19 protein-coding genes are annotated in these 23,829 nt (G+C 56.6%); 12 read left to right on the forward strand and 7 right to left on the reverse strand.

Going from position 1 to position 23,829, the window contains the following annotated elements:
* The first annotated feature begins 381 nt into the window (after window positions 1–381).
* From NB063_RS27935 to NB063_RS27945, 3 genes are all read left to right on the forward strand, one after another.
* Window positions 382–1,032, forward strand: a complete 651-nt coding sequence (locus NB063_RS27935; protein WP_250932357.1) for an arsenate-mycothiol transferase ArsC — start codon at window positions 382–384, stop codon at window positions 1,030–1,032.
* Between the two features lie 36 nt (window positions 1,033–1,068).
* Window positions 1,069–1,386: a hypothetical protein gene (locus tag NB063_RS27940; RefSeq protein ID WP_250932358.1), complete on the forward strand. Its 318-nt coding sequence runs from the start codon at window positions 1,069–1,071 to the stop codon at window positions 1,384–1,386.
* 388 nt (window positions 1,387–1,774) lie between these two features.
* Complete coding sequence (locus NB063_RS27945) at window positions 1,775–2,614, forward strand: DUF6690 family protein (protein ID WP_250932359.1); 840 nt, start codon at window positions 1,775–1,777, stop codon at window positions 2,612–2,614.
* A 442-nt stretch (window positions 2,615–3,056) separates the two neighbouring features.
* Here NB063_RS27945 and NB063_RS27950 read toward each other — a convergent pair whose 3' ends face one another.
* Window positions 3,057–5,654, reverse strand: a complete 2,598-nt coding sequence (locus NB063_RS27950; protein ID WP_250932360.1) for an ATP-dependent Clp protease ATP-binding subunit — start codon at window positions 5,652–5,654, stop codon at window positions 3,057–3,059.
* A gap of 190 nt (window positions 5,655–5,844) precedes the next feature.
* Window positions 5,845–7,092, reverse strand: a complete 1,248-nt coding sequence (locus tag NB063_RS27955; protein WP_250932361.1) for a hypothetical protein — start codon at window positions 7,090–7,092, stop codon at window positions 5,845–5,847.
* 217 nt (window positions 7,093–7,309) lie between these two features.
* On the opposite strand from NB063_RS27955, the gene NB063_RS27960 reads away from it, so the two are divergent.
* Complete coding sequence (locus NB063_RS27960) at window positions 7,310–7,738, forward strand: hypothetical protein (RefSeq protein ID WP_250932362.1); 429 nt, start codon at window positions 7,310–7,312, stop codon at window positions 7,736–7,738.
* A gap of 149 nt (window positions 7,739–7,887) precedes the next feature.
* On the opposite strand, the gene NB063_RS27965 is transcribed toward NB063_RS27960, so the two are convergent.
* Together NB063_RS27965 and NB063_RS27970 are read right to left on the reverse strand one after the other, a co-directional pair.
* Window positions 7,888–8,427, reverse strand: a complete 540-nt coding sequence (locus tag NB063_RS27965; RefSeq protein WP_250932363.1) for a hypothetical protein — start codon at window positions 8,425–8,427, stop codon at window positions 7,888–7,890.
* Window positions 8,428–8,510: 83 nt separating this feature from the next.
* Window positions 8,511–8,774 (reverse strand): Flp family type IVb pilin, encoded by a 264-nt coding sequence (locus NB063_RS27970; protein ID WP_250932364.1) that lies wholly within the window; start codon window positions 8,772–8,774, stop codon window positions 8,511–8,513.
* Between the two features lie 301 nt (window positions 8,775–9,075).
* On the opposite strand from NB063_RS27970, the gene NB063_RS27975 reads away from it, so the two are divergent.
* From NB063_RS27975 to NB063_RS27985, 3 genes are all read left to right on the forward strand, one after another.
* A complete protein-coding gene (locus NB063_RS27975; RefSeq protein ID WP_250932365.1) occupies window positions 9,076–10,014 on the forward strand; it encodes a prenyltransferase/squalene oxidase repeat-containing protein in 939 nt (312 codons plus the stop codon).
* Window positions 10,015–10,219: 205 nt separating this feature from the next.
* A complete protein-coding gene (locus NB063_RS27980) occupies window positions 10,220–11,134 on the forward strand; it encodes a TIGR03546 family protein (RefSeq protein ID WP_407652738.1) in 915 nt (304 codons plus the stop codon).
* Window positions 11,131–12,885 carry a TIGR03545 family protein gene (locus tag NB063_RS27985; protein WP_250932366.1) on the forward strand — a complete coding sequence of 585 codons (1,755 nt, stop codon included), beginning with the start codon at window positions 11,131–11,133 and terminating at the stop codon, window positions 12,883–12,885. The genes NB063_RS27980 and NB063_RS27985 overlap by 4 nt, the downstream gene beginning before the upstream one ends.
* A gap of 60 nt (window positions 12,886–12,945) precedes the next feature.
* Here NB063_RS27985 and NB063_RS27990 read toward each other — a convergent pair whose 3' ends face one another.
* Complete coding sequence (locus NB063_RS27990; RefSeq protein WP_250932367.1) at window positions 12,946–14,454, reverse strand: aldehyde dehydrogenase family protein; 1,509 nt, start codon at window positions 14,452–14,454, stop codon at window positions 12,946–12,948.
* A gap of 118 nt (window positions 14,455–14,572) precedes the next feature.
* Here NB063_RS27990 and NB063_RS27995 point away from each other — a divergent pair, with 118 nt between their 5' ends.
* From NB063_RS27995 to NB063_RS28005, 3 genes are all read left to right on the forward strand, one after another.
* Window positions 14,573–14,812 (forward strand): hypothetical protein, encoded by a 240-nt coding sequence (locus NB063_RS27995; protein WP_250932368.1) that lies wholly within the window; start codon window positions 14,573–14,575, stop codon window positions 14,810–14,812.
* A 39-nt stretch (window positions 14,813–14,851) separates the two neighbouring features.
* Window positions 14,852–15,361 (forward strand): nucleoside deaminase, encoded by a 510-nt coding sequence (locus tag NB063_RS28000; RefSeq protein ID WP_250932369.1) that lies wholly within the window; start codon window positions 14,852–14,854, stop codon window positions 15,359–15,361.
* Window positions 15,362–15,604: 243 nt separating this feature from the next.
* Entirely contained in the window at window positions 15,605–17,071 is a 1,467-nt protein-coding gene (locus NB063_RS28005) for a sulfatase (protein ID WP_250932370.1), read from the forward strand.
* 85 nt (window positions 17,072–17,156) lie between these two features.
* Here the strand turns inward: NB063_RS28005 and NB063_RS28010 are convergent, their stop codons facing one another.
* Complete coding sequence (locus tag NB063_RS28010; protein ID WP_250932371.1) at window positions 17,157–21,632, reverse strand: protein kinase domain-containing protein; 4,476 nt, start codon at window positions 21,630–21,632, stop codon at window positions 17,157–17,159.
* A gap of 560 nt (window positions 21,633–22,192) precedes the next feature.
* Here NB063_RS28010 and NB063_RS28015 point away from each other — a divergent pair.
* Both NB063_RS28015 and NB063_RS28020 read left to right on the forward strand, forming a co-directional pair.
* Complete coding sequence (locus tag NB063_RS28015; RefSeq protein ID WP_250932372.1) at window positions 22,193–23,374, forward strand: DUF1559 domain-containing protein; 1,182 nt, start codon at window positions 22,193–22,195, stop codon at window positions 23,372–23,374.
* Between the two features lie 94 nt (window positions 23,375–23,468).
* Window positions 23,469–23,648 (forward strand): hypothetical protein, encoded by a 180-nt coding sequence (locus tag NB063_RS28020; protein WP_250932373.1) that lies wholly within the window; start codon window positions 23,469–23,471, stop codon window positions 23,646–23,648.
* On the opposite strand, the gene NB063_RS28025 is transcribed toward NB063_RS28020, so the two are convergent.
* A partial coding sequence (locus NB063_RS28025; RefSeq protein WP_250932374.1) for a hypothetical protein occupies window positions 23,636–23,829 on the reverse strand: 194 nt, incomplete at its 5' end. The two genes, NB063_RS28020 and NB063_RS28025, sit on opposite strands and share 13 nt — an antisense overlap.

Consider the following 23,829-nt stretch of genomic DNA (forward strand, 5'->3'; position numbering starts at 1 on the left):
GACCACCGCGGCCGTAACGATCAAGCCACCCGTTTTTCGTAACGAGTGCATTGACATCGCGATACGATTGTCCGGGCAGCGCGTGTTGTCACGAATCACAGCTCCTTTTTGCGTTTTTGGTATACACCCGTGATACTCGCGGCGCGTCCGGTCGGCTGCTAAGCTACTCGGCTGCGTTCTGGACATTTGATTGGCCAAGCATTCCCTCCCTGTTATCTCAATCCGGGGAATCGTTGCCCTCGCGTTTACCTCTGCTGTTTTCAGTGGTGCGAAAGCCGCCGAGCACGCGATCGGTTCTTTTGTGGAGTTCCAACGTTGAACGTCCAAACGACTGTCTCAGATGCGGTCCTGAAATTTCTCGGCGAAACCGATTGGCGGAGCATGAGAACCGCGCTGCCGGCGGATCGTCAGGAACTAGTGAACGGCCTGGCCGATCGTGTTGAGGCTCAAATGAGCCAGAGTTTGCCCGCACGAATCACGTTTATCTGCACGCACAATTCGCGACGCAGTCAATTTGCACAGGTGTGGGCTCAAACCGCCGCAGCCTACTTTGGCATGACCCGGGATGACGTTGTCTGTTACAGCGGCGGAACGGAAGCAACCGCATGCAATCCCCGCACGATTGCGTCATTGGCACGTGCGGGATTTGTCGTCACCGAAGATCTGACCATGGAAACGGGCGCGGAGGAAAATCGTGTCTACGATATCGCGTACAGCCAAGCTCACCGGCCGGTGAAGTGTTTTAGCAAGGTGTACGATACCTGTGAAAATCCGAGTGCGAATTACATCGCGGTGATGTGCTGCGACCATGCCGAAGCCAACTGCCCGGTCGTGCGAGGAGCGTCTCTCCGCGTACCGATGTTCTATACTGATCCGAAAGTATCTGACGACTCATCGGATGAGGCGGCAACGTATGATTTGCGCAATCGACAGATTGCAACGGAAATGTGGATCGTGATGGGCGAAGTTGCCGAGCGGCGGCAAACGAAACAGCGGTCGGTCGCTGGCGGAAATGATCAACTGGTGAAATGATCAACGGGCGTTTACGTTCAATCGCGAGAGACTTGGATGCGCAAATTGACTCACTTTCGTTGTCGCAGGTTGACGTCGCTGGCGATGTTTGCTGCGTCGATTCTTCTCGCATCGCTAGGCGGTTGCTCGCCTGCTCAACCGCCCTCGATGGCTGGCGGGGCGCCATTGGTCTCGTGGGACCATCTCAAAACGGAGCGTTGGCGTTATCAGCTCAGTAGTGAATCGGAGATCGCCGAGTACCGATTCGAAACCAATGGCACCGTCGCATGCACAATCGGGAAGAAAGACATCATCGACCCGGTCTACGGTAACGAGCCAATGAATACGGTCTATGGTGTCGTTGCGAAGTGGTAAATTCTCGACACGGGTGACTTGCAAATTCACGATGATGAGTCGGGGCAGTCTCACACCCGGCTCCGTATCGTCACGCTCGATCATGATTCCGCGAGTGCGCTAAATCCGACAACGGGTCAAACGCGCGTCTTCACCCGCAAGTACACGCCCTGATTCAATCAGTTCGCGGATTTCAGCTCTCGGTCGACGGGTTGTCGCGGTCGTAACTGCTGTCGTGGCGCACGGATTATTACGGTTGCTTAAACCTCGCGGACGCCGATGGAACGAGTAAGGAAGTGTTCCGCGGCGTGCTGGAACACAAGGGACTCAGTAACCCAGGCTCTCCGATTGTGCGGGAGAGTCGCATCGCATCGCTCGATCGCGTGAATCGGCATTGGGAGAAAAAGTGATGATTGGCGGACGCATTGGAAAAATCGCGGTTTTAGCCGTCGCCGCCGGCACTCCGTACGTTGCCAACGAAACCCAGTGGGGCCGCGACGCTACGACGTCGATCACGAGACAAATCAGCGGCGAAGGTGGCTCGTGGAACGTGTCCGCACCGTGGAGTACCGCAGCGGGCGAACCGGCACCTGGAGGCGTGACGCAGGGCCGGGGATCGAACCGGTACCCGATCCATTCGCTGCATGAGGTTGAAACATTACGACCGGTTTCATCGTCCCGCTATCGCTATGAAGAAGACATTGCTCGCAAACTCGGAGCGATGCCCGAAGATGAGAACGCACCCCCGAGTCTGGCCGGCAACAACGTCGCGGACATCCGGGAAGCGTTGCGATTTGACCTGACCCCGCCGATGATTCTGAATCGGTTCTCCCGAGTTTCGACCGTGCTCGCTGACCTGCAACTCGAAGGCCTTCGCGTTCCGGTCGTGACGGGCATCCGCAGCGACGATTTCGCCGGGACGCTGACGTATTACTTCGATCAGTCGGGCTCGATCCAGCGAATCAACTTACACGGCTTCACCGGCGACACGCAGCGGCTCGTCTCAACGCTGACGAACCACTATGGGCTCGAAGGTGAGCGAGCTCTCGACGCGGGGGTTTATACGAGGCGTTGGAACGGCATCCCGGTGCACTTGTTGCGGATCACCCACGCGCCGGTCGTGTTCAGTGACGCGGTGCACCAGAAGTACACGGTGTTTCTCGAACTGAACCAGCCGAACCTGCGGTATGGGATCAGCGAAGAGGCACGGCGGATCATCCAAACCGACCGCTGGACCGGTCGCTGGTAGTCGCCGGGGGCGAGCTCGATCCCAAACCACGGATTCACGTCCGCCGCTAGCGTATGGCGACACTTCTAGGCTGTGAATCTATTCGCCGGGGGACGTCGATTGTTTTAGTGACGTTTTTAGCGCAACGGCGCGAGTCGTCTGGCAACGCGGGACCGGACGGCTCGCGCCATTCCGCTACTTTTGAAATCCCGCAGTTATGCAAGCGACATCCCGAGGCGAAGCAATGTGGCCGTTTGCTCCGCAAACGAAGCTTGCGGGAACGCTCGTTCGCGGAGCGAACGGCCACACTCATAACTTCTCAGCCTGTCCGTGACTAACTATTCGCGAAACATTGGCTCGTCGCACAAATGGTGGCGGCATACAAGAATCGCCATGTGTTAAACAAAAAAAGAGCGTCTGATCACTCAGACGCTCTTTCGTTATTTAGCTATCAGCCGAATCGTTAGGATTTGTCTTCCGATGATTCGTCCGTCTTTTCGGTTTTCGATCCGGCGCTCGCACCGACGGTTTCTTGCGAATCCTTCGGATCGGGCAGCCCGCGAACTTCGCCGTCGAAGTTCAGTCGGGTGATCTTGCCGGAATCGTCGCGATGGACGGTGATCACGATCGTGTCCTTGCCTTCGAAGGTACCACGCAGCAGTTCTTCGCCGAGCGGGTCTTCGATGCGTTGCTCGAGAGCACGACGCAAAGGACGAGCACCGTAATCGAGGTTGCTGCCTTTCTTGATCAAGAATTCCTTCGCTTCGTCGGTCAATTCCAACGCCAATCCGCGTTCGAGCAACCGCTCGCGAACCTTCTGCAATTCGAAGTCGATGATGCCCTTGAGGTCGGTCGTGGTCAGGTGACGGAAGATGATCGTGTCGTCGAGTCGGTTCAGGAACTCAGGACGGAAGACGCGTTCGATCGAATCCATCACGCGTGATTTCATCGAGTCGTAGCTCGCGTCACCATCCGGTTTGGCAAAACCGAACGCCGCTTCGTTCTTGATCGCTTCCGCACCGGCGTTGGTGGTCATGATCAAGATCGTGTTGCGGAAGTCGACGTTGCGACCGAAGGAGTCCGTCAACCGACCTTCTTCCATCACTTGCAACAACATGTTGAACACATCGGGGTGAGCCTTTTCGATTTCGTCGAACAGGACCACGGCGTACGGGCGACGACGGATCTTCTCGGTGAGCTGACCGCCTTCTTCGTACCCGACGAATCCGGGAGGTGCCCCGATCAGTCGGCTGACGTTGTGTTTCTCCATGTATTCGGACATGTCGATGTGAACGAGCGCGTCGGCGTCACCGAACATGTATTCGGCGAGTGCTTTGGCGAGCAACGTTTTACCCACACCGGTGGGCCCGGCGAAGATGAACGAACCGGTCGGCCGTTTCGGATCTTTCAAACCCGAGCGGCTGCGACGGACCGCTTTGGCGATCGCCGTAACGGCTTGCTCTTGGCTGACCACACGTTGGTGCAGTTCCTCTTCCATCTTGAGCAGACGCAGCGAATCTTCGGTCGAGAGGCGAGTCAGTGGGATACCGGTCATCTTGCTGACAACTTCGGCGATCACTTCTTCGTCGACGACGCCATCGGTTTGCTGGCTCTTCTCACGCCACTCCTGAGTGATCTTCTCTTTCTTCTTGCGAAGTTTTTCGGCTTGATCACGCAGGTTGGCGGCTTTTTCGAAGTCCTGGTTTGCGACCGCGTCCTCTTTGTCCTTGTTCAGCGTTTCGACTTGCTCGTCGATTTCTTTGAGATCTGGTGGACGGGTCATCGAGCGGAGTCGCACCCGTGCACCGGCTTCATCGATCACGTCGATCGCCTTATCGGGCAAGCAACGAGCGGTGATGTAGCGTTCGCTCATTTCGACGGCGGCCACAACGGCATCGTCGGTGAACTGCACGCGGTGGTGTTCTTCGTAACGCTCACGCAATCCTTTGAGGATTTCGATCGTTTCCTTGGTTCCGGTCGGTTCGACCATGATTTCTTGGAAACGACGTGCCAATGCATTGTCCTTCTCGATGTACTTACGGTACTCGTCGAGGGTGGTTGCACCGATGCACTGGATCTCACCGCGAGCGAGCGCGGGTTTGAGCACGTTGGCGGCATCGATCGCGCCTTCGGCACCACCGGCACCCACCAGGGTGTGCAATTCGTCGATGAACAGGATTGTGTTCTTAACCCGGCGGACTTCCGTCATAACGGCTTTGATCCGCTCTTCGAATTGACCGCGGTACTTGGTACCGGCGACCATCATCGCGAGGTCGAGCACGACGATTCGTTTCTCACTGAGAATTTCGGGAACTTCGCCGTTGATCACCCGTTGAGCGAAACCTTCGATGATCGCGGTCTTACCGACACCGGCTTCACCGAGCAACACGGGGTTGTTCTTGGTACGACGGCAGAGGATTTGGATCGCACGCTCGATTTCTCGTTCACGCCCGATGACCGGATCGAGTTCGCCTTTGCGGGCGAGTTCAGTGAGGTCGCGACCGAAGCTATCCAAGGCCGGCGTCTTACTCTTGCCGCTCTTGCTGCTGCCGCTACCGCTCGAACCGCCGTCGCTACCTTCGCCGGTGCGTCCGCCGCGTTCGCCGACTTCGGCGCCTTCGAGCCCGTGGCCGAGGAGGTTGAGCACCTCTTCGCGGACGTCTTCGAGTTTCAATCCCAGGTTCATCAGAACCTGAGCGGCGACGCCCTCTTGCTCACGCAGCAGACCGAGCAGGATGTGCTCGGTGCCCACGTAGCTGTGATTGAGATTACGAGCTTCTTCCATCGAATACTCGATGACTTTCTTCGCTCGCGGTGTTTGGGGCAATTTCCCAACGGTCACCATTTCGGGACCGCTTTGGACGAGTTTTTCGACTTCGAGACGAATTTTTCTTAAGTCGACATCGAGATTCTTAAGGACATTGGCGGCGACGCCGCTGCCCTCTTTCACCAGTCCGAGCAGGATATGCTCGGTACCGATGTACTCGTGATTGAATCGCTGAGCCTCTTGGTTAGCCAACTGCATGACTTTCCGGGCTCGGTCTGTAAACCGTTCGTACATGTTTTTTCGTCCTTAAATCAAAAACTTCAAATCTGGTTCCGAACCCTCAACGCTGTCGGCGGATCACGGCCCGCATCAACATTTTTGTAACGCTGTCAAATTGGCGAATCTTTCGCGGCACTGTCAACAGCAACGCAAACCGCACACCAAAACCTTACGACACCTGGCGATAAACCGCCATCCTAATGGTTTAACGTGGATTGGGGGATAGGAGTTCGCTGACAGCGGCTACACCCAGCAAATCGTTGCGTTCGAAGCAGAATTTTTCTAATTCCGAGGCAATTTGCTTGTCACCGATTTCTGTCGCCCGTGCCGCCATTTCGATCATCTCCGGCATAACCCGTCCCAAGGGGACGCCATCGGGAAACAATTCCATTGCCGCACGCAGCGCGTCTCCGGGTCTGCCCAGGCGATCGAGCAGGTCAATGTACACCTCCACAGAGCCGCTGCCATGAACGACGGCGTCGACCGTCCTCGCCCGCTGCTCAAATAGTCGTACCGCCGCGTCGACTTGTTTCCCCAACAGTGCGGAGAAAAAGGCCGCGTGAGCGGGGTAGAAATCCACAAACGGTTCCTCGCCGGGATACTGAAAATCGGCTGGCAGTCGCCGGCCATATTGGCACAGTTGCAAGGCCTTTTCCAGCAACTCGCGATCATCCAAAACCAGCGAAAATCGCACGACGGACGCTAAATGTGTCGTGTCCAGGTGGTAGCCGCCCCCACCCAAAATCCACTTGTGCTTGGAAACCAAGTCTCCGAGCGACGTATTCGCGAGTTCCCGTTGGACGGTTTCGGCGTCGACGCCGTTGTCGGCCGCCCGCTGCGAAAAATCCTCGCGAACGCGGGTATCGAGTTCTTCGTAGAGATGCTCAAGCAGGCATTTGGATGCGATTTTTTTCTCTTCGCGGGACCGGCTCGCAATCACGGAATCATAAAGCGTGATGGAGTTGCACGTCCCCTGCTGCGCGATCACAGCGGCGAAGCCGCGCTGCAGATCGACGCCTTCGTGCAACAGCACGTGAATCATTTCGTCGTAGTTGTCCTCGGTGATTTCGACTTTTGAGAACAATCTTTTGGTGAGGGCGGGATCACCGATTGGCCGTAAATACATCCATCCTTCACCAATCTTGCCGTTCTCGATGAGCATCGCACCGGCTTGGCGGCATGCGTCGAGCAGGCCCTCTTCGAGACCACGCTGAATTTCGACTTCTCGCGGCGTTTGCATGCCGATCTTTTCGTCGGGTGGAGCGATCATCGGTAACCCGAACAACATCCGGGTTTTCATTTTCAACGCCTCGAACAGTTCCACCGGTCGACGTTCTCGCCGATAAAACGCGATCACCTCATCAATTCGCTTCGCAGGATCGTGGCTGAGTTTTTCCAGCATGCCGGGATCAAGCGACGGGGTTTCGGTGGTGGTCGTCGGAGCTGCATTCACGGATGGGGGCTCATCAAAGGGTGGAAAAAGGGCAAAGCGTCCATCGCCAGATTTGCCGTGTCTTTCGTGATCGGCGAACCTGCCCGCGGTTGCGTCGGTCAAACACGGGAGGCCATGTGTTCGTCAAGTTTCGTCTCGCGCGGACGCTGCGATAGCCAAACGCCATCGATCAAACGCTATCCTGAATACTCTAACACGAAACACGGGGCTCACGGACATGACGTACTTGACCATCTCTTTGTTCTTCGCGGCGTCCGTCTGTGCGGTTCTGATTGTGGCTGCCGTGCTCATCGCGATTGCGATTTTGACTCGCGGAAACCAGAGTCGATACTCGCTAAATTATGGCGGAGACGCGGTCTCTACGATCTATCGTGACCTGCAACTCCTGGAGTGCGAACCCCGCGGCGAGCGTCTGTACGTGCGATACGTCAACAACGGGGCGAGAATGGTGTCAACGGTGACGTTTAGAATCAAAGTGTCTGACGCCGCAAATCGATTAATTGCGGATCTCGAGGAATCGATCTACGACACGACGCAGCCGGGTGAAACCAACGAAAACCTGATCGAATCCGAAAGACTCGCTGAAGTGCTGACTCAGGTTGGAATCCACGTGACAGCCAAAATTGTGCATGGGTACACCGACTGAGAGAAATCGAGAATCGAGCGGAGGCAACCCGAAAGCCGGTCGTTCGATCGCGGAGCCGCATCGCCCCAAACGCAATTTTTCAAAAATGGCCCACTCGCCAACGACACAATGGGCCATTTAAAAGAGCGGTCTAGGAGAGGAGACGTTTCTTAGCTCGGCACAACTTCGCCGGCGGGTTCGCTCGCCAGTTCGGCTTCCATTTCGGGCGACTCCGGTGTGGCGACTTCGGGGGTTGTCGTTGATTCGGCTTGAGCGAGACGCAGTTCGTCGTTTTCGTCGCGCAGTTCCAGGACTGTTCGACGCAGTTCGTTGAACTCGGTTGCCAGCGTATCCCAGTAGTCGTCGTTTCGGAACTTCAAGCCGCGTCCATCGGCGCCCGATGCGAGCGCACGCATTTCGCGTCTCATGCTGTAAATCGGACCTGCAACGCGGTTTGTGATCCGCAGCATGTCGTAGACCATCAGCGGTCCGAGAACGAGGAATCCTGGTACCCAGTAAACGGCTTCATCGGTCAGCGAAAGAAAGATCTCTGACATGAGAATGCCAGGATGATGCATCGCTTGGGTGAAGAACTGGATGACGGTGAAATAGGTCATGCAGGCGGCGCCATAAAGCACCGCCCGAAAGACCAAGCTTACTTGGACATCTTGTTCAACCAGCAATTGCTGGCGAATGGGGCGTGAGGGCATGGGGGGATCTCGATAATGTTTGGGGGCACAAACGACGATATCTTCGATTGGCACTCGGCAAGAGTGCTGGAACAATCAGGAGACTACGCGTTCCCGATTGCCGCAGCTGAACTGGAGAAACTCTCCTCCGCAGCTTCGGTCATGAGATTGACACCGACCATGCAAACAACGGCGATCATGGCGACCATGACGGCGTATTCCACAGCGGTGGTTCCTTCTTCGTCAGCGATCCAATTCCGAATGCTGCGACGGTTCAGTCGAACATTGCGGAGGCACGCGCTTGCTTGAGGCACTCGGCGGCTCGTTTTAGCGGGTTTGACTTGTTGAGTGGTTGTCGCGACAAACATGATCGCATCGTTGGCGAAAAGGAAGGAAGGCGTTGAGACGCACAGTGGGCACCATCCCCACTAGAGCAAACGTAGGTCAACTCCCTCAGCCGGAACGTCTGCACCGCAAACCGACCGCCTCAGGTTTACAAGAAACCTGTAAAAAAGGACGCTTGATCCGATTGTGCGGGTTGGACGAGTTAAGCGGAATCATTCACCATGGGCACCCGCCGATTGCGGCACCTTGGTCGTCCTTCGCGACGTTTGCTGAATCGAGCACCCCCTTTTCGCCGCCCACCGATCGTCTCCATCTAAGTATTTTATGAGCGGATACCTCAACGAACTGACCCTGCGATTGGCGATTGGTGCCGCAAACCTCGCCCCCGACTTGCGGGATTCGCACGCCCGATGGCTGCAGCAGTGTCAGCGCGGTGATGGTGGTTTCGCGGGACGTGAAGGCGAAAGCGATCCGTACTACACCGCTTTTGCACTGAGGGCGTTGTGGATACTCGACCGACTCGAGGAACCAGTGGCTGCCCGCGCAGGTGAGTTTCTGAGGCAACGGATGGCGCGGCGCGACAGCGTGATTGATTTGATTTCGTTGATATTTGCCGCCGCGATTTTGGAGATGGCCACGGGCGAAGTGGTCATTTCCGATGACGACACGACTTGGCGGAAGAAAGTCGCCGACATGCTTGCGACGCTTCGCTGCGACGACGGCGGGTTCGCCAAGACCCCCGAGGGACGAGCGGGCAGCACCTATCAAACCTTTTTGACGGTGCTGTGCCATGAATTGATGGATGTTCCCGTTCCCGATGTCGAAGGGATCACCCGATTTCTTGACTCGCAACGTCATGAAGACGGTGGTTATCTGGAAATTCGCGTCGCCAAACGTGCGGGCGTTAACCCGACCGCCGCCGCCATCGGCACCCTCAAAACGCTCGGACGGCTCGACGTCAGCGATCAGTCCGACACGGCGGAGTTTTTGTTGGAAATGCAGAGCCAGGAGGGTGGCCTGAGCGCCAACACGCGGATTCCTTTCGCGGACTTGTTGAGCAGTTTCACAGGGCTGACAACACTGGTCGACCTCGCCGCCGCCGACCAGCTTTCGCTACCACGTCTCAGGCAATACGCCGAGTCGATGCAGGCACCCGGCGGCGGATTTGTCGGTTTTGCACTCGACCAGACCCCTGACGTGGAATACACGTTCTACGGCCTCGCGACGCTTGCAATGTGCGCCGGTTTGAACCCTTCGCAATAGCGACCGCTGTTCCAGATCGCGTCAATTCGCTGTCATTCGGGCGAACAAATGACGGCTATTGGTCTGGCAGCAACGATTTTGCCGATTGTATTCAATGATCGTGCCGATGGTGCCGATTAACACGGATAGCGCGTTGATGGAACTCGGCGCCGCATCGATTGATCATTCGGTCTGCGAAGCGTTTAACCGCAAGAGGCGTCAAGCCATGATATTGTTCACATTTAAAGTCATCAACACGATACGCAAGGCAATTGCGGGACGGAAATACCCGTCGCAATTGGCTTGGGGTGTCGCTTTCGGTGTGCTCGTCGGCCTGATTCCGCACGGGAACCTGCTCGCCGTCGCCTTGGTGCTGTTCGTGTTGTCTCTCCGCGTCAATCACGCCATGGTGGCGCTCGTCGGTGTCGGTGTCACGCTTGTGGCACCCAATATTGACCCCACGTTCGACGCCGTCGGCCGCTGGTTTTTTGCCCAACCCGACGTGTCGATGAACCTCGCGAAAGCCTGGCAATTTCCACTCGTGGCGTGGACGGATCTCAATAACACCGTTGTCGCGGGGAGTTTTCTGATCGGTTTGGTCGCGTTGGTACCGCTGTTTCTGCTGACCTATCCGATCTTCCGCGCCCTCGCACCGGCTGACGAAGAGTCCGGAGACGGCTCATCGCCTCGTCACGCTAAACCACGCAAAAACAAAGCTGTGGACGAGCCGCCTGTTCACCGCGTCGACACCAAGCACAACGCCGCGGCGCCCCACGTCGCTCCTGCAGAGCGTCCGCAAAGGCCCAGTCGTCCAGCGGCTGAAAAGACACGCACGACAGGAGGCGGTGATGCCCCTATGACTGCGACATCGGGACGTGTCTACGACGTCCGTCGGATCGATCCAGGCACCACGAACACGGCTGCCGTGAAGCCATCGACCCCAGCCCAACCGGTACGGCAAACGCTTGTCGCTATCGCTGGCGACAAGTCGCCGGGTGCAACTGGGTCAGATCAGTTCGTCAAAACAAAATTAGGCGCCGAAGAGAATTTGTCGGCTGCCGATGACCAGCAAAAGATCGACGAAGCGCTTAGCTACTTGCTTCGTCAACTGCGTGATTCCCAAGACAAGGATGCGGCATGATTCGTTGGCGTTTTTTATTGACACGAGTCATTCTCGTTGTCGCCATAATGATGATCCTCGCATTGGGCCTCGGCCCGATGGCGACGTACGTTACCATCGCCGGCTTGGAAACAACCACGGGCGCGAAGGCTGAGATCGGTTCGGCAAAGGTGGGACTGTTTCCACCGTCGATCCACTATGCCGACGTGCGTGTTGCCGATCCACGTGATGGGAAAGAGTTCCGCGATGCATTCGTCGCCGACTCCGTCGACCTCACGATTGACGGTGACGCATTCCTGCGTCGTCGCTGGGTCATTCGTCAAGGAAAAATCACGGGACTGCAAATCGGTTCGCAGCGTGATAGCTCGGGCCAATACGATCGAGAGGTTGATTCGGCCGACGAGCCCGATAGCCCTTCGATGATCTCGAAAATGCTGACGCAGTTCACATCGGGTTTATCCGATCAGGCGGAAGCGATCGGTGAGGATCTTGAAACGGTCAAGACGGGTGAAGAAATCCGCGTGCGCTGGAAAGAGGAATACGCGGACCTGTTGCAGCAAGCTCGCGATCTCGAGCAACGCGTCAAGACCATTCGAGACGCAGCCAAAGGCATCGACAATCCGCTGCGAGATTGGCCCGAACTTGAGCGAACGCTCGCCGAAGCCCGCAGTGCCCGCGAAGAGCTGTTGCGTGTCCGTGCGAAACTCGACGCGTTACCGGACGAAATGCAAGCCGACCTGGCGCGACTGGAAGAAGCCCGCAAAGCGGATCTTGCGAAAGTCGACGCGTATGTTCCCGGTGATCTAAGCGAGTCAAAGAATTTTGGCGTCGACCTGATCGCCGCCGAAATTCGCCGTTCGCTTGCTCAGCTACGGGGCTACCTTGATAACGGGCGTACTCTGGCAAATTACACCGTTGTGGCGCCCGATAGTGAACGTATCCGCGGGGAGGATTTCGACTTCCTCGGACAACGGCGTCAACCTGAAATGTTGATCCGCGAATGCCATGTCGATGGATTGATGCGTGCTGACGGAAAAACCTATGCGTTGACTGGCGTTGTCGAAAACATGACTCCGCAACCGGAACTGTTGCAAACGCCGACCCGTGCACGTTTGTTGCTCGAAGGGCCTGAGACGGTCCAAGTCGATTACGTTCGCGACCGACGCGAAGGCGATACACTCGATCGCTTGACCTTGCATTGGCCACAGATGCTTGTTGATCCCGTGCGTTTGGGTGATGGCAGCGATGTTGCCGTCGCGATCAGTGGTGGGCAGCGTGAAGTTTGGGTTCAGCTCAATAGCCATGGCGATGACGTGCAAGGCCGCTTGGTTAGCAAGCAAGTCGGTGTCAACATGCACATCGCTGTCGATGGCGACGCGGCAAATTCCGCCGCTGTCGTTTCGATGAATCAATCGCTTGCCAACGTGAATACGATCGAAGTTGATGCAGCATTCACAGGCAACTGGAAGGAACTCGATCTTGACCTGAACACGAACCTCGGCAACGCATTCAGCGACGCCGCGAAAGGTGCGATCGCGAAACAGCTGGAAGTCAGCAAGGCGAAACTCGCCGCCAAGGTCGAAGCGGTGCACCGTGAGCAAATGTTGAGCATGCGTGAGTGGATGTCCAAGCAACAAACCGAAGCACAAACTTTGCTCGCCTCGGCAGATCGCTCGATCGAAGAGATGAGCCAGAAGGTGCTTGCGGAAGTTGGCGATGCGGACAGCTATCTTGGCAAACTTCGCACGTCATTTGGCAAGAGTTTGCGTTAATCGCGGTGATTGCCGACTCTGCGCGATTTGCTATCGAGCGAATCGCTCAGTGGCGAATGGCTACAACTTGACGCAGACCGATTTGGTCTGCAGATAGTTCTCCAGTGCCGCGTGGCCCATCTCGCGCCCCCAACCTGATTGCTTGTATCCGCCGAACGGTAACGCGGCGTCAAAGATGCTGTAGCAGTTGATCCACACCGTTCCCGCTTTGACGGTTCGTGCCAACCGGTGTGCCTTTGAGATGTCTCGGGTCCAAATCCCGGCCGCCAAGCCATAGGTCGAGTCGTTGGCTTGGGTAGCGATCTCGCGATCGTTGTCAAACGGCATCGCGGCGACGACCGGGCCAAATATTTCTTCGCGAACGATCGACATTTCGGGTGACGCGTTTTTGAGTACCGTGGGCTGGACAAAGTACCCGGCGCGATCGACCACGGCGCCGCCCGCGGCCGCTTCGGCGCCCTCGGTCATTCCGGCACGCAAGTACCCACTGACGCGCTCGAATTGCTCCCGTGATACGAGGGGCCCCATTTGCGTGTCCGGATCGAATCCGCTGCCAAGTTTCATGTTTGTCGCGATCTCGCTGACGCCCGCAACGACTTCGTCATAGATCCCGCGTTGCACATACAACCGAGATCCCGCACTGCAGACCTGACCTTGGTTGAAGAAGATCGCATCGGCAGCGCCGGCGACAGCGGTGTCGATGTCAGCATCATCGTAGATCACGTTGGGGCTTTTTCCTCCGAGTTCAAGGGTGACCTTTTTGAGGTTGCCTGCGGCGGCGTGAATGATCAGCTTGCCGACCTCGGTCGAACCCGTGAACGCAACCTTGTCGACGTCATCGTGGGACGCGAGTGCGGCACCGGCGGTTTCCCCAAAACCTGTCACAATGTTAACAACGCCTTCAGGAATTCCGGCTTCGGTGATCAACTCGCCGAGACGGATGGCAGAGAGTGGTGTTTGTTCAGCCGGCTTGAGCACGATCGTGCAACCGGTGGCCAAAGCGGGGCCGAGTTTCCAAGCAGCCATCAAGAGCGGAAAGTTCCACGGAATGATCTGCCCGACGACGCCAACGGGCTCTTTGAGCGTGTAAGCATGGAATTCGCTCCCGGGCGAGTAGGGTACGTTCAACGAGATCGTGTTGCCTTCGATCTTGGTTGCCCATCCCGCCATGTAACGGAACATGTCTGCCGCGAGTGCGACATCCGCCGCCTTTGCTACGGCGAGCGGTTTTCCGTTGTCGAGGGTTTCTAGTTGAGCGAGTTCGTCCGCGTTGGATTCGATGAGTTCTCCCACCTTCCAAATCAATCGACTGCGCTCCGACGCAGTCATCCGAGACCACGGGCCGGAGTCGAATGCTGCGCGGGCGGCGGAGACGGCCGCGTTGATGTCTTCCCGATCACCTTCTGCAACCTGAGCGATCACCTGATCCGTCGCAGGATCGTAGACATCGAATTTCTTGCCACTTTTCGAATTCACCCATTGTCCGTTGATCAACATCTTCTTGGGCGACGACAGAAACGATTCAAGATCAGCCGGTACGTGGGAACGGGATGCGGTAGAGGAAGACATCGGTTTTCAACCTGCGGTTGTGGGGAGGATTGTGAGGTGAAGACAATTGACGATCGTAACAGATTTCATGCCATCGACCTCGTTTTGATGCCATCCATTGCGAGGCGGACGCGGTCGGATGCGCCACCGAAGAAGCCTCCTGAGTTGGCGATTTGTAGCGGGATCCGCCGACGCGGTGAGTCCCGAGCAAACGCAGCCGAGCTTCTTGGCGAATACGTGCGTCAGACCGATCATTTTTAGCGGTCAACTGTTGCCGCCAGCGGCGCGGGAAATGCTGTCTACAGCGATCGCTGACGACTATGCTCCCGCTGGGTACGCAGCCTACCCGTTTCTACCGCAATGCCGCGTCTCCACGTGAACAAAGCGACAGATGATTCTTTCTAGAGACCAAAAATTTATGAGTGACAAGCCTGCAAGGAATCCGCAGACGGTAACCGACTGGATGTTGAAGCAATGGATGAAGGCGGCGTTGAAGAGCGCCGAGGAGGGCGTCGAGCGGGGAGAGAACCCGTTCGGCGCTGCGATCTTTTCGCCGGGAGGTGAACAAGTCGCGGTTGCGCACAACACGGCGAGATCGACAAACAACCCGTCCGCACACGCGGAAATTAATGCGATCACCGAAGCGTGCAAGACTCTTGGCAGCCGAAACCTCCAGGGCTGTTGGTTGGCGTCGACCGCAGAGCCGTGTCCGATGTGCATGTCGGCCTCGGTTTTGGCTGGCATTCGGCACATCGCGTTTGGTGCCAATCAAATCGTGGTCAGTGAAGCCGGATATGGTGGCCTGGGCGTTACCGGACGCGAGCTTGCCCAGATGTTTTCTTGCGACGTCGACGTGCGTGGCTCAGTTCTCGGTAACGACTGCATCACGCTGCTGTTACGGAACCGAAAACGTGAGCGTTCTGCCTGATTTGAAAGCGGCGGACTGAAGTGGCATCGGTTGGTTCGCGATCGACCGCAATGATCGGCGAGCAACCGGCGGTGGTCGATTAGCGTCCCTCTCTCACGGGGGATTTCTCGTTCTTTTGCCAAATGTGGTGGGTTCCGCGCCGCCGGTCACGAGGCGACAAGGGGAAATTTGCATGCTCAGTACGGACCCGGTATCCTCGGCGTCCGTTTGATCATCGAGAACCGCACCGCCTGAGCCACCAAGATGTCCCCACCTCGATTCGTGTTAGCGTTTTGTCTCGTCCTCACCGCGTTTCCGCTGTGCTCCGCCCACGCCGAGCAGGCGGAAGCGACTCCGGGGGAATCGGCCCAGCCGAACTTTGTTTTTTTGCTGGTTGATGATCTGGGCTGGGGAGATTTCGGGTGCTACGGATCTCGTTTCCATGAAACGCCGCATATCGACGCGTTAGCGAAGGAGGGCATGACGTTTCAAAACGCCTACGCCGCCTGCACGGTTTGCTCGCCGAGTCGAGCCGCGATCATGACGGGTTGCTATCCCGCTCGCCTACAACTCACCGACTGGATCGCAGGCCATCGTCATCCACACGCCAAACTCGCCGTGCCGGATTGGAAGATGAAGATCGATCATGAGCGGGTGACGCTACCGGAGGCATTAAAGGAGGCTGGCTACGCGACCGCGTTCTTTGGCAAGTGGCATCTCATGCCTAACGGGCAGGACGACTTCGATCAACATTATCCGACCGCCCACGGATTCGACATCAATATTGGTGGTCGTGAATGGGGGCAACCCAAAGGGCCAGGAAAATACTTCTCACCTTTTGACATGCCCAATCTCGACGACGGCGAGCCTGGTGATTTCCTGACAGACAAACTGACGGATGCTGCCGTAGACTTCTTAGACAAGACTGGAAAATCAAAGCCGTTCTTACTGTACTTTTCCTACTACACGCTTCACGGCCCGATCATGTCCCCGCCAGACTTGGTCGAGAAGTATCGAACGAAGGCGAAAAACTTTGAGAATACGAAAAACGAACACCTTGATCCGGCACGTGCGGGGATGGTCGAACGTCTCGATGCGAGCGTCGGTCGTCTGATGCAAAAGCTGGACGAACTCGGCGTCGCCGACAACACCGTCGTGATGATCACGGGTGACAACGGCGGTAACTTTCAAGGCACGTCCGGCGGATTGCGAGATTTCAAAGGCTTCTCGCACGAGGGCGGTACGCGTGAACCGCTCATCGTTCATTGGCCGGGGGTCACGCAATCGGGGACGTCATGCGACGAGTCGGTGATCGGCACCGACTTCTATCCCACCATGCTCGACATCGCCGGATTACCACTGCGTCCAAACGAGCATCAAGATGGAATCAGCCTCGTTCCGCTGCTGAAGGGAGAGTCTGCGAGCCTCCCGCGTGAGGCATTGTACTGGCACTATCCGCATTATCATCGCACGGCACCGTACGGCGCGATTCGCCGGGGCGATTGGAAGCTGATTGAATTCTTTGAAGACGGTCGCCTCGAACTCTACAATCTCAGCGATGATCCTGGTGAAACAAAAAACCTAGCTCAGACAAAGCCCGAGCAAGCCGAAGGGCTCCTTCAACAACTGGTTACCTGGCGAAAAGCAACGGGTGCCCAAATGATGACGCCCAATCCGAACTATCACCCCGACGAGCCGGCCGCGAAGAAAAAGGCCAAGCGAAACAAGTAATATTGACCGGACGTTGCCATGGTTTTACCGTGCGACCGGAGTGAACACCCAACCTTCGATTATGAGCTTCGCTGAGTATTCGTGCCTACCTGCTCGGCTGTTTCTTGACCATGGCTTCAAGATCTCGAAGGTAGCCTTCTTTCTTGATTCGCAGTTGCGTTGACGGATCGACGACAGTGTCGAGCAGGTCATTGAGCTCTTTCACCAGCTCAAGATTGGGACGTCCGGTCTGTTTGATACCTTCGAGCAATTCGTAACCTTTAAACTCGATGTAAATCAAAACCGCCCGGTGGCGCCGCTCATCAGTTTGGGGTAAGTGTTGTTCGGCGATGCGTATTGCATAGCGAATGTGGCTCATCGACATCTCGGGATGTTCGGCGAGCCGATGCACCATGGCACACATGCAGTGCCAATGCACCTTGGTCCGAATCGAAGGCACGGCAATCGTCATCTCAATGCCATCGCTCTCGGACTCCGGAATCGGTTCGGTCGCGAGCTGACTCATCAACGTCATCGCTTTTTGTTCGCGATTGCTGTGACGTCGACCTTTGGGTGACTTCAACAGGTCGAATAGGTAACCGTTGAGCCGGTGCGTTTCTTGCATGTAAACGGGGTACCCACGCTGATTGCGAACGGCAATCGCCTCGGCGAGAAAACGGTCCGCGTCATCCAGTAATTCCTGGACGCGAGGCAAGTCTAAATCCGTCGCCAGTCGCACCGTCGAGATGTCAACTTCAGCGGCGGTCGTCAACCGGTCATCGTTATCAAAGTGCCACCGTGGCGGCAATGCGATAGCCGCTGCCGCATCCTCCGAGGCAAGCTCAAGGAGTTCGCGAGATCGTGGAGGCGTCTCCAGTACCGCCATCCGCGATAGCAATCCCGCGCGACATCGGTATGCGCTTCCCCGCAAGTCCGCAGGGACGTCGCGACTGTCAATCACTTTCGTGTACGCGTCACGCGCTTGCGAGTAATGCCTGCGGGCGTCGTCATCCTCGCGGCTAATGAATCCACGCTGGTCCTCCGCACGTCCGAACAAGAAAGTGCGGTAAACGGACGGCGGGGAATCGCTGTTTCGCTCGGCAGCCGCTTCGTATGCAAACAATCGCTCGATCATGACCGACGCCGGCAGATCGTCGATTTCTTCGTATCGTTTTTGAATGAAGGCTTCCGCGGCAATCAGGTAAAGTTCATCGCGAAGCTGAGCGTTTTTCTCGCGGGCCGCAGCGGTTGCGGCGGCGAATTCGACGCGATCGAGCCGATCGAGAAAATTCGCATATTCCATCGGAGCGGTCGACCGTGAGATCGCATCGAGATAACGATGACACAGCACCGTCAATTCGGGACGATCGAGTACCGAGGGAATGACAGGTGATCCGGCAACTGGCTGCGACGTCAATTCACGAACCGCATCGATCGCTTTGGTGAAACGGCTGACCAGCGTTTCGTCAGCATTTGCGGTGACGTTAAATGGTTTGTCGATGTCTGATGAGTCGAGTTGTCCGACGGAGGCGAATACCAGTTTGCCGGCCAGATCCGAACGTTCTGAATCTTGAATCGTTTCATTGAGCCGACGCGAGACCAACTGCCACAACGCAAACCCAACTTGCGGTGTTCGGCGAGCGTCGTCCAGCGACATGTTCATCGAATCCCAGATTTTCATCGCGTCCGGTAGATCACCGCTCGCGGCGACGAGCAGGAAACGTTCAGGCTGAACCTGTATCCGGAATGCGTTTGATTGCCCCGCGAAACGCTGGGCCAAATCCAGCACCCCGGTGCTACGTGTGATCGATCTAGCATGCCTGATCGTTTCGATATCGTCGTCGGCCGCGCCAGAGTTTTCCTGTAACCAGTCCAGGCAACGATAGGCGACATCCTCACGCCAGACGTCAGGAACGATCAGTTCCAACATGGGATCATTCTGCACGTCGATCCAATTCTTCATTGCATCGCTAACGCGGTTGCTGTCCCACATCACCAATCCTGCGACGGTGCGCGCGATTAGTCGTAGTTTACCGCTGACTCGGTCCCAGCCCTGTTTGCGATCCGCGTGCGACGCGGTTTGTCCGAGCTGTTGAACCAAGTCAATCGCCATGCGGTCAATCGAAGCGATCTCGTCATCAACCTTCCGGTCATCTGCTGTCTGCGCGTCGCGGGTTCTGCGGAGCGCGACGAGTGTTTGCATTTGCGATTCCGCTACTCGCGTGAGCCGCGTTGCGTTGGTATTAAGCATCATCGCGCGACGCAGGTCGTTGCTCCGAGTCGCGATCGAGTCGAGTTGTTCGCCGTTGAATTGCGTCACGCCTTTATCGTCGATGACGATTCGAGCGAGCGTGTAGCTTGCATCCGCCGCCCGGTTGTTCGCTGGAAATTGGTTGTCGGCAATAAACGAGTCACGAACAACCGCGGCACGTGTGGGCAGCCCTTCGATAAGCGTCTGGCGTTCCAGTGGAGCGACGTTCGAGTTGGGACGTGACGTAAGCCAAACTAGCGACGAGAGCGACGTGAGATCGACCCGGGCGGCCAACTCCGCGATAGCGTCTTTCATGCTCGCATCGAACGCCACTGAGGAATCTCGCAGCGTCGATTGGCGGAATCGATCGGCAATCGAATTGCCTTCGGCCACAAACCGTTCTTCATAGGGGAGGTCGGTGATTTTGGCAATTTCGGGCTCGATCCAATTGCCTGCCTCGTCCAAGGTCGGCGCAAACTTCTCCAATCGCGAGACGAATGCCTGTAGATCCCGAATCGACAGATCGGCGCCGTCCGCATCGTCCCAACGATCCAAATCGGCTCGCGCGAGAGCGAGATGTTCTTCAATCGTTTCTGGTTGCTTGGTCGGCGGCGCTTCGATCGCGGGATCCGAAGACTCCGTGGATTCGACGTTGGGCATCTCGGTCGCGTTGGCGTCCGATTCAATGGTCTCGTTTGAGCTAGCGGGGCTCTCGACTATTCCCGGTGGAACGCTGGGGATCGTTGAAACGTCTGGCTGGGAACGGTTGTCATTGTTCTCTCGAGTTTCTAACGCGACGTTTGGTTCTTCGGTCTCTGGCATCGCCGAGTCGCCATCTGAACGACCCTGGCGGCTTGGTTCGATGCCGACGTCCGTCGGCAAATCCGTCGTCAAACTTGGGGAGACGTTGGCATCTGGATCTTTTGCCAGTGGAATATCGGTGGAGTCGTTTGGCGTGATCCGGGGAATGGTGGCAACGGTTGCGTCGCCGTTGTCAGCTTCCGCCACGGAGGGCGTTTGATTGGCTAAATAGAGATACAGACCGCCTCCGGCCAAACAACCGAGGAAGATTGCCGTGGCGATCAGAGCGTGGCTCCGTCGCGAAGTTGCCCCGCTCTTACCCTTGTTGAGAACCGCCTCGCTGAGTTTCTCCGCGAATTCGGAACAGGAACTGTATCGTTGTGCTGGATCGAGTCGCGTCGCCCGTTCGATCACTTCGCGTTCTGGTTGTGACAACGCTCCGAGTTGCAACTCGCCGTTTGCCTTGGCGCGAAGGAACGACGACCGCCTCGAAGTTTCAAACGGCAGCGACCCGGTGCGAAGCTCGTAGTAGGTGATCGCCAGTGAATACTGATCAATCGTCTTGGTGTAGGTTTGGTCGAACAACATTTCCGGCGCACCATAGGCGGGCGTGCCGATTGCCAGCTGAGTGCGTCGATTTTCGTGCACACGGCGGGCTAGTCCGAAATCGCATACCTGCGCGTTGCCACCAACGATCAGAATGTTCTGCGGCTTGATATCACAGTGATAAATGTTGTGATGGATATTGAGTTCGTCGATTGCCGACGCCGCGCCGGTGATGTAGCGCAGCAACTCGGGTGCGGGCACACCGCCGGGCAGGTGCAGCGGGTCATCACCCTCGGGGGCGTTTCCGGGGGCACGCATCTCGACCAATCGATCGTGGAGCGTTTTCTCGCCCAGTCCCATTGCGATCACCATCTGCCGGGCTTCGCCCAGTGAGGCATCCTGGTCGTCTTCGTTGCGTCGGTCTCCAGGCGTACGGATGATCGAAGAATCCGATCTCTCCGTTTCGCCGGCGGTCGGTGAGGCCGATTTCCGCCCGAGCGCCGCTAGGAACCCAGAGCTCGCGTCACCGAGGTACTCGCCGGTCTCGCGCAGCTGACTATCACTCGTTCCGGATTTCTCTGATGAATCGGGGTCGACCGCCGAATCGGCCAACCCCATCGCATGCGTTTCTCGCACGCCATCGGGATCTCGTTCACCGCCCAAACACTCGGTGTCGATTAAGGACGACTCGCGGCCGAGAATTTCATCCGTCGCGGAGTTGCTGAGCAGTTCCCCTTCGGCATCAAAAAACCACACCCCGATCAAAGGACACAGGTTCGTGTGTTTGACTTCGCGAACGATCCGCAGCGCCCCGAGTTCCCGCTTGCTGCCGATCATGCCCATGTCGCGAACGACCTTCACCGCGACGTAAACCCCGCCGGAGGCCCGCGCTACCCAAACTTCACCTGCCATTCCAGATCCGAGTCGACGAACGAGCGTGTAGCCCGGCACGATCTCGAGTCCTCGTTGAATTACGGCAGGCATCGGCGAATGGTCTAACTGAACATATGAATGGTAGAGACGGGTGTGCATCGCACGGGACCGATAGTGCCCCCCGTTAGTCTAGCGAGATCCAAACAGGTCTTCACCGTGGAACATGTACATTTCACCCGTTTTCTAAGACCAAGTTGCCACAATCATCGTCTAGCGACCATGAAACCAACCCCCAGGTCAACTCAATCCCACAATCCTACCCAGCCCCACGCCGTTCTCACCTCTATTGAGTGTTGCAAGTCCACCAGGGTTTGCTTTGGCTAGCGTTTTCAAGGCGTTCTGTGCGCGACGTGTGTCGATTTTGGGAGCAGGCTACCTACGTCGTCCGTCACTCGGTCGTCGTTGCAACGCAAACAGAATCCGGTGCAAACTAGACGCCCGTTCATGGTGGGGTATTTGCTCCTAGTCCTGTAAACACACGATACGCCGCGGAGGCCTACAGGACTACAAAGGCACTTAAGACGCTGGATGTTGTCCGGCTATGTCACCTCATAGCGTTCGGGTCGATTTACACGACCTCGAATTCCTTTTTTTGTACGCAGGGACTCCATATGAACAAGTGTTTACAAAGACGCGGGTTTACGCTCGTAGAGCTTCTCGTCGTGATCGCGATCATCGGTGTGCTGGTCGGATTGCTGCTACCAGCAGTCCAAGCGGCCCGCGAGGCTGCTCGCAGGATGAGTTGTAGCAACAATTTCAAACAGATTGGGCTGGCGATTCACAACTATCACTCCGCCTACAATCAACTGCCGACGCACGGTACGGGAACCAACCCGCTACTCACCGCCGAGAAAACGGCCAACGGACCGTGGGATCACCACCGGTCTTCCAACATGGGAAACCGGATGCGGCTGAGCATGCTGGTTGGAATCACTCCGTTCATCGAGCAACAAGCGATTTGGGAGCAAATTTCGAATCCGATGGGGACGACCTATCCCGCGATGGGGCCTACCCCCGATGTTTTGGCCTATGGCCCCTGGGCGACTGAGATTCCTGGTTTTCGTTGTCCCAGCGACCCCGGGTTTGGACTACCCGCGCTCGGTCGAACCAACTACGCAGCATGTGTCGGTGACAGCTTTAGCACTCATCCGCATGGTCCCTGGAATTCTTATCGGACCCAACGGACCGGCGAGGAAGGGTCTCGAATAAGTAGTCGTGGTTTCTTCAAGACCCTCGACAAGACTCGGTTCCGGGATTGTTTGGATGGACTGGCGAACACCATTGCTGCGGGAGAAATTGCCACGGACCTTGGCGATGATGACAAACGCACGGTCAATTGGCGAGATAATTCGAACAAGAGCCCTACCTGGGGACAAGTTCGTAACAATCCCTCACGGTGCAAGAGTAAAGTGCAAGCGGATCGACCTCAGTTTTGGGATCCGATTCATACTGTCGACGTGAATGCGAGCCAAGGCCGAGGCTTCAAGTGGGCCGACTACCAACCGACCTATACCTCTTGCATGACAATCCTTCCTCCCAATCGTGAAGTCTGTGGTCCGTACAACTCAGCAGGCGTCACTTTGGTCTCGACGATGTCGAGCCGACACCAGGGCGGTGTTCATGTCTTGATGGGTGACGGTGCTGTGAAATTCATCACCGACTCAATCGAAGCGGGGGATGAAACGGCGCGGCAGATATCCAACGGGTACCGAGACGGTCATCAAAGCCCCTATGGGCTGTGGGGATCGCTCGGAACTCGCGCTGCCAAAGAAGTCATTAGTGAAGAGTTCTAAACAGACTCTTTACAAGCCCGGCCCAAAACGCAATTTGGGTCGGGCGTCATGTGTGTTCAATTAAATCAACGTGTTGATCAAGTTAGGAAATGAGATGAAACATTTATATGTGGCACTTTTCGTCGGTGTGATGATGGTCGCTAGCGGTTGTTCAGATTCACAGTCAGTCAATGTTGCCGAAGATGCGGATGCGGCAGCGATTGAAGAGTACAACCGATTGAACCAAGAAGGCATCGACATGATGGAGGAAGACGACACTGATTATAACGAGTAATAATCACCGTCGTGATCTTGGGTTTGGATGACCGTCGCGCGGTCTCCCTTTAATTCGATGATGGTGGCGCGGATACGGGCGCATTGCGTCATGTCGTATCCGCCCCGCCGATCATCACCTAGCGACCACGTGACCCTGAGAAACGGCATCCCCACGGCTTCAGGAAGCGTCCCAATAATTG

The organism is Aporhodopirellula aestuarii (genome assembly GCF_023701485.1).
In the GTDB taxonomy this organism is placed as follows: Bacteria; Planctomycetota; Planctomycetia; order Pirellulales; family Pirellulaceae; genus Rhodopirellula; species Rhodopirellula aestuarii.

Bases quoted from the DNA above. Each gene is read 5' to 3' on its own strand.
- NB063_RS28000 (WP_250932369.1), top strand. From the start codon at position 14,852: ATGAGTGACAAGCCTGCAAGGAATCCGCAGACGGTAACCGACTGGATG.
- NB063_RS27970 (WP_250932364.1), bottom strand. From the start codon at position 8,774: ATGTTTGTCGCGACAACCACTCAACAAGTCAAACCCGCTAAAACGAGC.
- NB063_RS27945 (WP_250932359.1), top strand. From the start codon at position 1,775: ATGATTGGCGGACGCATTGGAAAAATCGCGGTTTTAGCCGTCGCCGCC.
- NB063_RS27935 (WP_250932357.1), top strand. From the start codon at position 382: ATGAGAACCGCGCTGCCGGCGGATCGTCAGGAACTAGTGAACGGCCTG.
- NB063_RS28015 (WP_250932372.1), top strand. From the start codon at position 22,193: ATGAACAAGTGTTTACAAAGACGCGGGTTTACGCTCGTAGAGCTTCTC.
- NB063_RS27990 (WP_250932367.1), bottom strand. From the start codon at position 14,454: ATGTCTTCCTCTACCGCATCCCGTTCCCACGTACCGGCTGATCTTGAA.
- NB063_RS27965 (WP_250932363.1), bottom strand. From the start codon at position 8,427: ATGCCCTCACGCCCCATTCGCCAGCAATTGCTGGTTGAACAAGATGTC.
- NB063_RS27960 (WP_250932362.1), top strand. From the start codon at position 7,310: ATGACGTACTTGACCATCTCTTTGTTCTTCGCGGCGTCCGTCTGTGCG.
- NB063_RS27940 (WP_250932358.1), top strand. From the start codon at position 1,069: ATGCGCAAATTGACTCACTTTCGTTGTCGCAGGTTGACGTCGCTGGCG.
- NB063_RS28020 (WP_250932373.1), top strand. From the start codon at position 23,469: ATGAAACATTTATATGTGGCACTTTTCGTCGGTGTGATGATGGTCGCT.
- NB063_RS28005 (WP_250932370.1), top strand. From the start codon at position 15,605: ATGTCCCCACCTCGATTCGTGTTAGCGTTTTGTCTCGTCCTCACCGCG.
- NB063_RS27985 (WP_250932366.1), top strand. From the start codon at position 11,131: ATGATTCGTTGGCGTTTTTTATTGACACGAGTCATTCTCGTTGTCGCC.
- NB063_RS27975 (WP_250932365.1), top strand. From the start codon at position 9,076: ATGAGCGGATACCTCAACGAACTGACCCTGCGATTGGCGATTGGTGCC.
- NB063_RS27950 (WP_250932360.1), bottom strand. From the start codon at position 5,654: ATGTACGAACGGTTTACAGACCGAGCCCGGAAAGTCATGCAGTTGGCT.
- NB063_RS27980 (WP_407652738.1), top strand. From the start codon at position 10,220: ATGATATTGTTCACATTTAAAGTCATCAACACGATACGCAAGGCAATT.
- NB063_RS27995 (WP_250932368.1), top strand. From the start codon at position 14,573: ATGCGCCACCGAAGAAGCCTCCTGAGTTGGCGATTTGTAGCGGGATCC.
- NB063_RS28010 (WP_250932371.1), bottom strand. From the start codon at position 21,632: ATGCCTGCCGTAATTCAACGAGGACTCGAGATCGTGCCGGGCTACACG.